At 37.6% G+C, this 14,013-nt stretch carries 11 protein-coding genes; 3 read left to right on the forward strand and 8 right to left on the reverse strand.

Going from position 1 to position 14,013, the window contains the following annotated elements; genetic code table 11:
• Positions 1 to 296: 296 nt before the first annotated feature.
• Both PCNPT3_RS07010 and ppiC read right to left on the reverse strand, forming a co-directional pair.
• Positions 297 to 560 carry a DUF2960 domain-containing protein gene (locus tag PCNPT3_RS07010; RefSeq protein WP_015465177.1) on the reverse strand — a complete coding sequence of 88 codons (264 nt, stop codon included), beginning with the start codon at positions 558 to 560 and terminating at the stop codon, positions 297 to 299.
• A gap of 152 nt (positions 561 to 712) precedes the next feature.
• Complete coding sequence (gene ppiC / locus PCNPT3_RS07015) at positions 713 to 991, reverse strand: peptidylprolyl isomerase PpiC (protein WP_015465178.1); 279 nt, start codon at positions 989 to 991, stop codon at positions 713 to 715.
• A 238-nt stretch (positions 992 to 1,229) separates the two neighbouring features.
• Between ppiC and PCNPT3_RS07020 the strand changes: the two genes are divergently transcribed.
• On the forward strand, positions 1,230 to 1,736 hold the full coding sequence (locus tag PCNPT3_RS07020) for a DUF1097 domain-containing protein (RefSeq protein WP_015465179.1): 507 nt from the start codon (positions 1,230 to 1,232) through the stop codon (positions 1,734 to 1,736).
• A 398-nt stretch (positions 1,737 to 2,134) separates the two neighbouring features.
• Here the strand turns inward: PCNPT3_RS07020 and PCNPT3_RS07025 are convergent, their stop codons facing one another.
• The 4 genes from PCNPT3_RS07025 to zipA form a co-directional block, all read right to left on the reverse strand.
• On the reverse strand, positions 2,135 to 3,850 hold the full coding sequence (locus PCNPT3_RS07025) for an AMP-binding protein (protein ID WP_015465180.1): 1,716 nt from the start codon (positions 3,848 to 3,850) through the stop codon (positions 2,135 to 2,137).
• 323 nt (positions 3,851 to 4,173) lie between these two features.
• Complete coding sequence (locus PCNPT3_RS07030; RefSeq protein WP_015465181.1) at positions 4,174 to 4,434, reverse strand: DUF5062 family protein; 261 nt, start codon at positions 4,432 to 4,434, stop codon at positions 4,174 to 4,176.
• Positions 4,435 to 4,499: 65 nt separating this feature from the next.
• Positions 4,500 to 6,503, reverse strand: coding sequence for an NAD-dependent DNA ligase LigA (gene ligA, locus PCNPT3_RS07035; protein WP_015465182.1), 2,004 nt, complete (start codon positions 6,501 to 6,503; stop codon positions 4,500 to 4,502).
• 72 nt (positions 6,504 to 6,575) lie between these two features.
• A complete protein-coding gene (zipA, locus tag PCNPT3_RS07040; RefSeq protein WP_015465183.1) occupies positions 6,576 to 7,553 on the reverse strand; it encodes a cell division protein ZipA in 978 nt (325 codons plus the stop codon).
• A gap of 149 nt (positions 7,554 to 7,702) precedes the next feature.
• Between zipA and cysZ the strand changes: the two genes are divergently transcribed.
• The gene (gene cysZ / locus PCNPT3_RS07045; RefSeq protein WP_015465184.1) at positions 7,703 to 8,482 is read left to right on the forward strand and encodes a sulfate transporter CysZ; all 780 of its coding nucleotides are present in this window, start codon (positions 7,703 to 7,705) and stop codon (positions 8,480 to 8,482) included.
• A gap of 486 nt (positions 8,483 to 8,968) precedes the next feature.
• Here cysZ and PCNPT3_RS07050 read toward each other — a convergent pair whose 3' ends face one another.
• Positions 8,969 to 9,442 carry a response regulator gene (locus tag PCNPT3_RS07050; protein ID WP_015465185.1) on the reverse strand — a complete coding sequence of 158 codons (474 nt, stop codon included), beginning with the start codon at positions 9,440 to 9,442 and terminating at the stop codon, positions 8,969 to 8,971.
• Between the two features lie 242 nt (positions 9,443 to 9,684).
• Positions 9,685 to 12,327: an aminopeptidase N gene (pepN, locus tag PCNPT3_RS07055; RefSeq protein ID WP_015465186.1), complete on the reverse strand. Its 2,643-nt coding sequence runs from the start codon at positions 12,325 to 12,327 to the stop codon at positions 9,685 to 9,687.
• Positions 12,328 to 12,666: 339 nt separating this feature from the next.
• Here pepN and PCNPT3_RS07060 point away from each other — a divergent pair, with 339 nt between their 5' ends.
• A complete protein-coding gene (locus tag PCNPT3_RS07060; RefSeq protein ID WP_015465187.1) occupies positions 12,667 to 14,010 on the forward strand; it encodes an MATE family efflux transporter in 1,344 nt (447 codons plus the stop codon).
• Positions 14,011 to 14,013: the final 3 nt, after the last annotated feature.

A 14,013-nucleotide genomic window follows, 5' to 3' on the forward strand; every position in this document is an offset into this window, starting at 1 on the left:
TTTCGGAGAGTGTGTGGCTTAGATTAAATAAAGCAGAGATAAATGCATTGTTTTTATTACCCTCAGTAAGAGGTTAATACAACACGATAATATCAAAGAGTTATACTTTATCCTCAGCAATATACACAGGTATCACACCCTATACAATCAACCGATACTTTTATTTTTAATTTATTTGCGATAGCGCTTATTTATAAGCTGAAATGTTACATAAAAATCATAAAAGTGTTTAAAGACAAATTTAAAACACTTTTATTTAGCAGATGTGAAAAACACATCGAGAAGTGATACGACGTTTACTTTTCAGGTTTTTCAGGTTTTTCTTCGCGTACAAATTTTATATCTTTAAAGCCCATGCGTAAAAATTCAGTTTGACGATGGTTTTTTACAATCCCCTGCCCACGACAACTCATTTCAAGTTGCTTTTCTTGCGCTAAAAAAGCGGTTAAATCAATCCCTTCCGCATCCGCTACCGCTTCGTAAATATCGTGATACACGGCATATGTGAATAGTATTGTTTTACGTTCTTTTTTAAAAATATAAGTAACTTGACGTGACATTTTTGATCCTGTTTAAATTAATTAATCTTTCTTTCATACAATATTATTACATTAACATCGCACGATTTAGCGCCATATTCTAACGCATTTTCCATCTTGATGCTTTGTTCTTTTACACTTTACCATTAAGCGCTTAGCGCAGTGTTAAAATGCTAACAGCGATATAAAACTTTGATCACATGCCAGCCAAATTTAGTTTTTACTATTTGAGGCGTTAATATCTGCGCACTAAAACAAACTTTATCAAAAGCAGGTACCATACTGCCTTTTTTAAATTCACCCAAACTCCCCCCTTTTTTTGCAGAAGGACAACTTGAGTATTTTTTTGCTAACGTTTGAAATTTAGCGCCTTTTTTTAACTGCTGCATAATATCCTCAGCCAGCTCTCTATGTTTCACTAAAATATGTAATGCCGCTGCGGTATTGGCCATCCTTTCCTCTGCTTTACTGGTGTCTTTTAATAAAGGCAGATAATAACACAATCACGTTAAATAAAAGTGCAATCCTAAATGCCCTTACGTTTTATCTCGCTCACGGCTCTTAAAACAACAGATTATGTAATAGCCTTTAAGCGTTTTTATTACACTGAATTTAGGTTGATCTAGATCTCACTTTAACAAGGATAAAATACCTATACTGCATCGCTAATCATAGATACAAAGGATTTATATGAAAAATCGTTGGCAAATCGCTACCTCAGCTGGCGTCCTTGCGAGTGTTTGGTGTGGCGTTGCAGATCTTTTAAGTTTAGTAACTTGGATTGGTTTTCTCGGTTGCAGCACTTATTTTGCACAAACAAAAATAGGTTTAAAAGGGGTACTAATGAGTTGGCAAACCAACTTATCGGGTGTTTTTTGGGCTTGGCTTATTATTAGCGCGAGCAGTTACTTTGCATCCCCTTACTTCGGTTATTTATTTACCGGTTTAGCGACGGCCGCCATGTGCTTACAGGCAAGCAGTAAAAGGTTATCTTTTATTCCGGGCGCCTTTATTGGTTGTTGCACCACCTTTGCCCTTAATGCCGATATAGCGCAGATAATTCCCGCTTTAATGGGTGGCGCATTACTCGGTTATTTAATGACGCTCGGGACGCAGTTATTAATCAAATTAAGTGCACAAAAGAAAATGATCATGCTCACCAATATCGGTAAAAGTATTAAGAAGTCTATTGCTTAAGACATTATACCCTTCTAATAGCAATGGCATTAATTAAGCTTCCATGTATTACGCGAAAACTTAACACAGCAAGGTGTGATTTTCAGGAAATAGTTGTTCTCACTTTAAAACTTGCAAAGCATAAGGGATATTCGAGTTAGCGCCTAAAGGGATCGTTAACTTGAACTTATCTTTGTTGTTGAGGTGTTACTGAGGTGTTGTTTAGGTATTGTTATAAAAAAACATCAATATAGCGTAACTATTTTCAATAGTATGCCAAGAAGCTAAGCCAAATCTGGCTTGCTGATTTAGCCTCTCAAGTATCAGGGCTATCAATAGAAGTTAACGCTTTGTCTTGGGGCAGGGAAATAGACGCACAAAAAAGAGCAATACACGCGGGTGTATTGCTCTTTTTGTTTTTATGAAGGTGTGTGTAAGTAACGTTTGATTTTTGCAGTCGGCGTTTTAATAAAAGGCACAGTTTGCTCAATCACTTTACTGATTTTGGCATAGTTAGCTAACTGACTATTTGCAGTTATTTTTATCTCTTCAAGTAACGTGAGGATTGTTTTATGTAATGCAGAATCACTCGTTGTTTCAATATTATGAAACTCATCAAATTTATCGTAATCAAGAAATAGCTTCGCCACTATTTTGTCATTCTCTTCATAAACTAACGAATCACATACCAGTGGATTTTGATTCAATACCGCTTCCACTGATTCAGGATAAATATTCTCACCACTTGAACCGATGATCACATTTTTGCTACGTCCGTTAATATATAAGATACCGTTATCATCCATATAACCCAGATCGCCGGTATTTAACCAACCATCGGCATCAAGAACTTCAGCTGTACGTACGGTATCTTTATAATAGCCAAGCATGACATTCGGACCCCGAACATGTAGTTCACCATCGAGTTGGCTTTCATCTTCTTTACAAAAACGACACTCAATACCGGGTGCAATTATCCCGGTGCTGCCGACTTTTGTTTTATAAGGAATAGCGCCTGCTATGATAGGCGCAGTTTCCGTTAAACCGTAACCTATCGCATAAGGAAATTCAGCTTCAATTAAAAATTGCTCTACAAACGGCGATAACTTCGCGCCACCAATACCAAAGAATCGCATTTTACCGCCGAAACTTTGCATTAACTTTTTACCCGCTATTTTATGTAATCGTTTGCGAACAAAAGGCACATTTTCATAAAGATACTTCACAACTTTATTTTTATTAATGTTGGCTTGTACTTTCGATTTATAAATCTTTTCGATGACTAAGGGTACGCTGAGCATGCAACTCGGTTGCACTTTTGCCATCGCGGCTAAAATAATTTTAGGCGAGGGAATTTTATTTAGATAATAAATTGAGGCGCCATTAGCAAAAGGCACCAAGAATCCAACAGAACATTCAAACGTATGTGCTAACGGTAAAATAGATAAAAATTTATCAGCAGCGTTAATATCAACTAATGTCGCTGCTTGTTGTATTTGCGCGGTTAAATTATTATGACTCAGCATCACACCTTTAGATTGACCCGTTGTTCCCGAGGTATAAATGATAGCAGCAAGATCATCAGGGTGGATAACCAACGCTTTCTCTACGGTTTCTTTTGGTTTTTTTAATCCCTTTTTCATGGTTTCCATCAAAGATGGCTTAACAGGGTTTTTTACCACAAATAAACTTTCTGATGCATCCGTATCTTCAAAAAAGTCTAATGTTTCAACCGAAAATGAATATTCTAGCGCCGAACTAAAATCATCCTCACTTAACTTCGCGCGTTGTTTTTTAGACAAAAAGATTGCTTTAGCTTCAGAGTGCTTAATAATATGATGCACTTCATTACTATGAAAATCCGGCAAAATAGGCACTATAACAGCCCCCATTGTGGTCACAGCAAGGTACACAACGCCCCAGTTAGGCATATTTTCGCTACAAATTGCGACTTTATCACCCTGCGTTACGCCTAATGATTTAAACGTGGCTTGTAATGTCTGTATTTTTAGACTTGCTTCTTGGTAAGTCATATTGATATCTTTGATATTCGAAGCTAATAATTTATCTGCATACAATGAAAATGAATTTGTTGCTAACTCTAACAGCGTTTTAGTTTCAAGCTGTACTACCATCGGTGTTCCTTAATATCTATAACTATTTAATACCCTATTTCATTTGTATAACGACAAACATAAATGAAAATAAGAATCCATTCCTTCTTCTCTGCCAACAAAGATAAAGGTATTATTTATTTTAATTACCTACGTCAAAAACGTATAAATGATTTTCAATTAACGCATTATTATAGCGTAATTGACTTTTATAAGACAAATTTTAGCGCAAAAAACGCCAGATAGGCGCTATTTTGTAAAATTTATCCCCTTTTTACACAAAATTCAGCCTGAAAAACCTTTTTATAGGCTATCCGGGCTGAATTTAACGATCTGTTTTTCTTCTATTTCAAAAGAGAATGGTCTGCCGGTAAATGTTTTGAGATCCATAAGACTAACTTATGTCTTATGTTGGCTGTCGTTTCATCTTCTTTGTTTAACGCATTGATTAATTTATCTTGTACTAACAAACGATAAATAATTTCTTGTTTATCTTTTGCAGAAGTTGCGGTATCTATCCCCGTATACCCCTGATTTCGTGCGTACGCGATACCGAGTTTAAGAGCATGTTGCATTAACTGAGATTCATTTTTAATTTTTTTCATTTTATCCCTTATTTACATTTTTAAAAGGCTCTTAATTAACAACCCTTTTAATCTTCAATGATTTGTTATTGTTTATTTAATAAAGTAAATAATTGTTGTTCATCCATGATATTAATGTCTAATGCTTGTGCTTTTTCAAGTTTAGAGCCCGCTGCAGTCCCGGCGATTAATGTATTCGTTTTCTTAGAAACACTGCCCGAGACTTTTGCACCTAATGCTTGTAATTCCGATTTTATATCACTGCGAGAGATATTAGCAAATGATCCCGTAATAACAAACGTTTGTCCCACTAAAGTTTGCGTCGTACTTTCAACCGCTTGGATATCTGGCCAATGTACACCTGCCTCTAATAAGCGATTTACGACTTGCAGGTTACTCGGCTGACGGAAAAAATAATAAATATTTTTAGCGACAATATCGCCTACATCTGCCACCTCTTTTAACGCTTCTATACCCGCATCTTGTAATGCGCTTAAGTTTTTATAATGCATCGCCAGATTATTGGCTGTCGCTTCTCCGACTTCGCGGATCCCTAACGCATAAAGAAAACGCGATAGCGTCGTTTTTTTGCTTACTTGTAAACTGTTTAATACTTTTTTCGCCGATACACTGCCCATACGTGGCAATGTTGATATTTGCGCCAGTGTTAAATCAAAAAGTTGCGCAGGATCTTTAATTAAATCATGATCGACCAATAACGCCACTAACTTATTACCTAAGCCGTCAATGTCTAAGGCTTTACGCGACGCAAAATGTTTAATGGCCTCTTTACGCTGCGCTGCACAATACAAACCGCCCGTACAACGAATAGTCGCCTCGCCAACAATGCGCTCAAGTGCACTTGAACATACCGGGCAAACGCTTGGAAAATGAATTTCTTGGGTCTGGCTAAGGTCGCGGTTTTCTAATAATACGCGGGCCACTTGCGGTATCACATCTCCCGCACGGCGCACCACCACGTCATCACCAATTAAAATACCTAAGCGCGCTATTTCATCTTGATTATGCAAGGTCGCGTTAGAGACAGTCACCCCACCAACAAATACTGGCCGTAATTTAGCAACGGGGGTAATTGCGCCCGTGCGCCCAACTTGAAACTCTACATTTTCGACGCGCGTTATGGCCTCTTCGGCTGCAAACTTATAAGCACTCGCCCAACGAGGCGCGCGCGCCACAAATCCTAATTTATCTTGTAAATCAATATCATCTACTTTATAGACTACGCCATCAATGGCATAACCTAAGCTTTCACGTTGCGTCACGATATTACGGTAATACGCAAGACAAGCATCAAGCCCTTGTACACGTGATATTTCACTTGAAACAGGCAAGCCCCAACCTTTGAGTTGTTGCATACGCGCGTATTGTGAGTTTTCAAGGTCACCATCAAACACCCCCACCGCATAACAATAAAATGCCAAGGGACGACTTGCTGCTATTTTCGAGTCTAATTGGCGTAAACTGCCTGCAGCTGCATTGCGGGGATTAACAAAGGATTTTTCACCAAGTGCTTCTAAACGAGCATTTAATTTATCAAAACCCAATTGTGGCATAAAGACTTCACCGCGCACCTCAAGACGTTGGGGGATATTATCACCACGTAATCGAAGTGGGATATTAGAAATTGTTTTGACGTTAGCCGTCACATTTTCACCCGTGTGTCCATCACCGCGCGTCGCGGCCTGCACCAGTAAACCATGCTCATAGATAATGCTAACCGCTAAACCATCTAATTTAGGCTCGATACAAAAAGCGACTTCCTTTATGCTTTTATCGCTGGCGCGCTGTATAAACGCTTGTAGCGCCTCATCGTTAAACATATTATCTAAGCTTAACATCGGCATTTCATGGGCTACTTGCTCAAATTTAGACAGTGCCTGACCACCCACTTTTTGAGTTGGTGAATTTTCATGAAGAAGATGCGGATGTTCGCTTTCTATTGCTTTTAATTGTTGAAAAACAGCATCATACTGTGCATCAGAGATACTGGGTTCATCTAATACATAATATTGATAATTATACTCTTCTAATTGCTCAGTGAGCTTCTTTACCTGTAACGCAATTGCCATTCGAGATCCAATTTTAACAACAAAAAAAACCCCGTAAACGAGGTTTAAAAAAACTATTTTAGCATATAAATCTTACAAGTAATGCGCTAAACGCTCATGATAATTTCTAAATTCAGCTTCGGTTAATTTTTCACGTTGCGCATTTAATACTAAACAATCAAATTCTTCTGCCATTTGCTCTACCGCAATCAACATCAGATCAAACGCCTCTTTAACATTAATATCAGGATCTGGTGCACTCAAGAAGAAAGACACGCCTGGACAATCAAATTGTTTCATATTTATCGGATCAAAAGTGCCGGGTAGCATCATGTTGGCAATACTAAAGAGAACGGGGCCTGTTCCATCTGAATGTTGATGGCGATGAAAAAGAGACATTTCACCAAATCGGAATCCGGAGGTTAAAAAGAATTGCAATAAGGCATGACCGTATAAGAGTTGATCATCTTTTGCGACAACATTAAAAATAAACAGATCTTTTTCATCGATGCTTTTATTGTCGCGTTCGAGCGGTTTGGTTTCGACGCTATGTTCGCTTTGGCTATCAATCTCTATTAGCGATGCCTCAGAGCTTTCCTGAGCGTCCTCTTCTGATGGCGTATCTTGTATTGAACTTTCAGCACTAATCGATGTATACGTTTCTTCTTGAGGCTTCTCTTCGGCCTCACGTTGCGAGGCGACGCTTTCAACTTGCAAAGTATCTTCCGCCTGCTCAGAAAATTGTGTTTGCATTGTTTTTATTTGCGCGTCCTCGTCGAGAGCAAGCGTATCAAATTTAACACTTTCCACTTTTTCTGGATTTAAAACCACTGAAAAATCGATCTCGGCTACTTGTTCGCTCTCTTTTTCTTGGATGGAAAAGGCCAAATCTTCATTTTCGACTGCATCCTTAGCATCTAAAAGTTCGCTGTCTTCATGAAATAAATCAGCCTCTCTTGAAAATTGAGCCAAACTTCTTTTTTCTTTACGCCCTAATAAATATCCATGAATTAAAACGCCGGCAATAGCGACTAATCCGATAACAATTAAAATAGATTGAAAGTGCTGCATGATGATTTGCTCTTTTATTAGGGAATTAGAGCTAAATTACCTTGAAATACCCACACCGTCCAATACTTCACAAGTTTTTATTAAAAAACTGTTATCTATTTAGATAAACACGTTAAAATATCCTTAATTGACCTTTAAAAGAGAGATTTATGCTACCTAATTCGATTATTAAACAACCGCTGTCTGGCGTCGGCTATTTATTGAAAGGGCTAAAATTATTAAGCCATCGCAAATTACGCCTGTTTATTTTGATCCCTTTATCTATTAATCTACTTATTTTCAGTAGTGCATTTTGGTTTCTTTTTAGCGCAATTATGCAATGGATTGATAGTTATTTAACACAACTTCCAGATTTTTTAAATTGGCTTTCATATATAATTTGGCCATTCTTGATTTTATCTATTCTGTTTTCTTTTTCTTTCATCTTTTCAAGTGTCGCTAATTTTATCGCAGCACCCTTTAATGGTTTATTAGCAGAGAAAACAGAAATGCTATTAACCGGTAAAGAAATTAATAATGATGGATTAAAAGAATTATTCCAAGATTTACCGCGGATTTTTAAACGCGAGTTACAAAAATGGGCTTACTTTATACCGCGCTTAATCTTTTGTGCGGTGCTTTTCTTTATACCGGCTTTTGGCCCAGTGATCGCACCTTTTATTTGGTTTATTTTTGCAAGCTGGATGATGGTCATACAATATGCAGATTTCCCTTTTGATAACCACAAGATCCCTTTTGCAACGATGAAACTTGCATTGCGTCATCGATGGGGAAAAAACTTAACGTTTGGCATGCTAGTGAGCTTTTTTACCACCATACCTATTTTAAATTTTATTATTATGCCAATCGCCGTTTGTGGTGCGACAGCATTTTGGGTGGATATTTACAAACAAGAATTATGTAACAAGCAGGTAGTGGCACAAGGATAGATGCTATTGATACTGCAGATACAAAATCAGAGCGCCAAATTGGGCTTTGCGTATCTGCATAAATTTTAAAAAGATCTTATAGCAGAGGAATTAATTAAGCTTTCAGGTATTTCGCAGGAAAAGTTAACACTATCAATGCGTTAGTTTCAGGAGATAGTTGTTCTCACGTCAAAACTCACAACGCAGGTAGGGATAATTTCAACAAGCAAAACGGATCACTTATTTAGTTGCTTTGCTATGACAGGGATGTTCTATCAACATATTTGATAAAAACGTTAACGACAGGTCAACAACGAAGATGAAGCACGTTGCCCTCGGGCAGGCCCAGATAGAGTATATTGAGGTAACACGGGAATCAATAAACACAGAGAGTGAGCAATACGTAGGCCCTGTGTTTATTTTAAGATCTAGCGAGAGAGGTTGATCTTATACAGAAGAGAAGTCATAAAACGAAATGCAGAAATCCCTTCTTTTAAATAAAAATATCTAGATAGCAAAACGAGAGAGAGTACGCGCATCAAGTTTATCCGCGTAGGTTTCATAATCTAAACCCTTTTCAACAACATAAGTTGTTAATAACTCTTTTACTGTTTGTAATAATTCTTCGGGATCCCATACTTTTTCAAGAAAATAATCGATTCTTGCATTATTAATAGCGCGGATAGTATCCGCTTGAGTTGCAAGACCGGTGAGTAATAATTTTTTAGTACCTATAAAACGTGGATCCTCCTCAACATCAATCAATAAATCAACACCCGACTTTCCTGGCATTACATGATCAGAAATCAAAACGGCCACATGTTCTTGATTTGCATCTAACTCTTCAAGTAACTCTAAACACTCGAATGCAGACTCACAAGCTTCTAAATTTACAAAATCGCTAAAGTAATCAAGATCGCGTAATACTGAATCTAATACTTCACGATCATCATCAACACAGATAATATTAATTTTTTCCATAAAAAAACGTTCCAAAAAGGTTAATAGAATAGATTTCGAATTAATCGACAATATTTAGCATAGGCGATTAACGCAACAACACAAATTAATACCTGATTTTATTAAATGTTTTTAGTCACTTTATTTCATTTAATTAAAATATCTTTGTAATACAATACGTTACTGTAAATCAAGGTATTAACGTAACTTAATATAAATAAGGTTTATAAACATTAACGCTTATAAACCTTAATGTTCTCATTTTAACGTTGCAGAGCTTTACTTACTTTTTCAAATAAATCGAGCGCTAAGTCTTGGACATTTAAAAGTCTATTTAGTTGCTCTTTTATCAATTCTTTACGTTTTTCATCTAAACGCTGGAACTGAATAAGTGGCGTAATCAAACGCGCAGCCACTTGTGGGTTTTTGGTGTTTAACTGTATTAACAAATCCGTTAAGAAACGATAACCACTGCCATCAATCGCATGGAAGTAATACGCATTTCCTTGTGCGAAACCACCCACAAGTGAGCGTAAGCGGTTTGGATTACTCATATCAAAACTGCGATGTTCAAACAATGATTTTACTTTTTCAAGTACGCCTGCATCTTGATAAGTCGCTTGCAGTACAAACCACTTATCCATCACTAAACCGTTACTAAACCATTTATTATCAAAATCATTCATGACGGTTTCACGACATGCCAATTTTCCACTGTTAGCAGCCGCTAATGCGCTTAAATGATCGGTCATGTTATTAGCAGATTCAATTTGCTTTAACACTAATACATTAGCAAGTTTAGGATCGGCTAACGCAATATAAGATAACGCAGTACTTGCTAAATGACGCTTCGCAATATCTTCGGTTTTAATATTGTACGGCGCATTTAATTGCGAACGCTCATAAGCGTGCACAAATTCTTTTTGTAAACCGTGCGCTAAACTATGCAGCATAAATTCACGCGCTTGATGCAATAGGTCAATATCAACTGTTTTAAATAGCTCTAACGCCCCTACTTCACTAATAAATTCAAATATATTCGCTATCATGGCGGGATCTAATTGCGTATTAACTAATGTCACCTTAAAGGCGTCAACAAATAAAGGCGGTAAAGACATCTCTTTACCCGCTTGTAACGCGTATACGTTTGCCACTAAATATTTATTAAAGAGTGATTGTCCTGCATCCCAGCGAGAAAAATCATCACTTGCAAACTGCATGAGATGTAAGAAATTCTCATCGCTGTAAGCGTACTCATATTTAACGGGTGCAGAGAAACTTCTAAACAAAGAAGGCACTGGTTTCTCACTGATATTGTCAAACCTAAAGGTTTGCTCTTTTTGAGTCAAACTGATCACTTTATGTGTTTGCTGATAACCTAAATCAAAAGCAACACCCGCACTGTCTAATAATTCTATATCAATGGGGATATGCAACGCTTCTTTGTGCTTTTGATCTGCCGTCTCTAATGTTTTTTGTTTAAACGTAATTTGATAACATTTCTTACTCGCATCAAAATAATCCGATACATTAACCAAAGGTGTACCCGATTGGCTATACCAACGTTTAAAGAGCGTTAAGTCAATATTACTGGCATCGGTCATCGCAGCCACAAAATCATCACACGTTACCGCTTGTCCGTCATGGCGTTGCACATATAGTTGCATGCCTTGTTGGAATTTCTCTTCACCTAATAAGGTGTGCAGCATGCGGATAACTTCTGATCCTTTATCATAAACTGTCACGGTGTAAAAATTGTTCATCTCCATGACGGATGTGGGACGAATAGGATGAGACATTGGGCCCGCATCCTCTGCAAATTGGTGATTACGCATCACTTTTACATTGGCAATACGGTTTGCACTGCGACTACCCAGATCAGAGCTAAACTCTTGATCGCGAAAAACAGTCAAACCTTCTTTTAAGCTTAATTGGAACCAATCTCGACAAGTGATACGATTTCCCGTCCAATTATGGAAATATTCATGGCCAATCACCGCTTCAATACCTAAATAATCTTGATCGGTCGCACTTTGTGCATTTGCCAATACATATTTAGAATTGAAAATATTTAAACCTTTATTCTCCATCGCGCCCATATTGAAGAAATCAACCGCGACGATCATGTAAATATCAAGATCATATTCTAAATTAAAACGTGTTTCATCCCACTGCATCGCTTTTTTCAACGAGCGCATGGCATGCTCTGTTTTATCTAAATTGCCTTTGTCTACAAATAATGCCAGTTTCACGTCTCTGCCACTTTTTGTAGTAAACGTATCTTCTAAACAATCAAATTCACCCGCCACTAAGGCAAATAAATAGGCCGGTTTTGGGAAGGGATCTTGCCAACAAACAAAATGACGCCCATTCTCAAGGTCGCCTTTATCCATACAGTTACCATTTGAGAGTAACGATGGATAAGCCTTTTTGTCCGCAATAATTTTTGTCGTAAAAGTCGCAAGCACATCGGGTCTATCTAAATAATAAGTGATACGTCGAAAGCCTTCTGATTCACATTGTGTACAAAAGGCGTCTCCTGAAATATACAAACCTTCACATGCTTGATTTTCAAGCGGATAAATCTCGGTTTTAATCTCAAGTTCGAAAGCACTCGGTACATTATATAACTCAATGCCACCGGCCACTTTTTTATAATCGCTATGTACTTGACCATCAACACACAAAGAAACCAATGTTAAAGATTGACCAAAAAGAAATAAGGGTTGATTGCTATCATTTAATGCACGTACTTTACTCGTGGCTTTAACAAACGTTTTTTCCACAAAAAGATCAAACTCAAGATCTAACGAAATAATCGAATAATCCGATACTTTATAATCGGCTAAGAATTTTTCTTGTGAATGAGATTCACTTAATACGTCTGTAGCGGAAACTTGACTCATAATTCGGTCCCTTAAATAAAAAATAATGGGGACTAATATACAAGAAGGCGTACTAAAAACTAAGTCTAAAATAGAAAAATTTATCAAAAAACAACTCAATACCACAAAAAGTGGCCTTTATTTAGAGATGTCTTTGAATATAATGAGCTTTTCTCTTTCCATTGTACTTTTTATGATTTTTAGGGTAAAAATAATAAGCACTTTAAAAACATTCCATTTATAAATCATTTTAAACAATACGAGGATACCCCCCCGTTTTTTTATATTTTACAGATACTTTTCAGTTGAAGGCAATTTTAATTGTGCTTACAATAGCGCTCAGATTTTTTGGAGATTAATGTGCTTTATTCACAAGAAGTAAAAAAGATATTAAAATTAAGTATCCCCCTTTTTATCGCTCAGTTTGCACAAACTGCAATGGGCTTTGTCGATACCATCATGGCCGGTGGCGTCAGTGCGAATGATATGGCTGCCGTGTCAATTGCTGCCAGTATTTGGCTACCTTGTATCTTATTTGGGGTGGGCATATTAATGGCAATGATCCCTTTGATCGCACAAGCGGATGGCGGACGACAATACGATAAAATACCCCGTTTAGGCCAACAAGGTTTATATGTGGCGTTATTACTCTGTGTGCCTATTGCACTGATTTTATATAATGCAGGTTGGCTTGTTGATCAAATGCAAATTGAAGATTCTTTAAAAAGCATCACAACACGCTATTTATACGCGGTGATCCCCGCTATTCCCGCTTTTTTATTATTTCAGGCCTTACGTAATTATGTCGAAGGCTTGTCATTAACCAAACCTGCGATGGTCATCAGTTTTATCGGATTACTTGCAAATATTCCTCTTAACTGGATTTTTGTATACGGCAAGTTTGGCATGCCTGCATTAGGTGGCGTCGGCTGCGGTATTGCAACCACCTTAGTCTATTGGATCATGCTTTTCGCCCTTTTTGTTTATGTCTTATATGCTAAAAAATTGCAGCATACCCCATTGTTCGTGAATATAGAAAAACCCAATTGGCTGGTTATTGGTGACATTTCTAAATTAGGTTTACCCGTTGCGATTGCTATCTTTTTTGAAGTCACGATCTTTGCAGGGATAGCCGTTCTTGTCGCGCCACTAGGGGCTTTGATTGTCGCCTCGCATCAAATTGCCATGAACTTTTCAAGCATGGTGTTTATGCTACCGATGAGCATTGCCAGTGCGGTAAGTATTCGCGTTGGCTTTAATTTAGGTAATGGCAGTACTTTAGGCGCAAAAAATGCCAGTTATGCAGGTCTTAGTGTGGGTTTATCTTTGGCTGTTGTCAGCGCCATCTTAACGTTACTGTTTAGAGAGGAGATTGCGCGCCTTTATACTGATAATCTACAGGTTATTAATCTCGCCGTGACCTTGATCATTTTCTCTGCACTGTATCAATGTGTCGATGCACTGCAAGTTGTTGCAGCAGGCGCATTACGTGGCTATAAAGAGATGGTTGCCATCTTTACACGTACTTTTGTCGCCTATTGGGTTGTCGGCTTACCGCTCGGCTATATATTAGCCAGAACAGATATGCTGACGGAGCCGATGGGTGCAAAAGGATTTTGGGTCGGCATAACAATAGGTTTAACGGTCGCTGCAATCTTACTCGGACAACGCTTATACGTTGTGCAAAAGAAACAAACCTATTAAAAA

Origin of the sequence: Psychromonas sp. CNPT3, from assembly GCF_000153405.2 — a bacterium.
Taxonomy (GTDB): Bacteria; Pseudomonadota; Gammaproteobacteria; order Enterobacterales; family Psychromonadaceae; genus Psychromonas.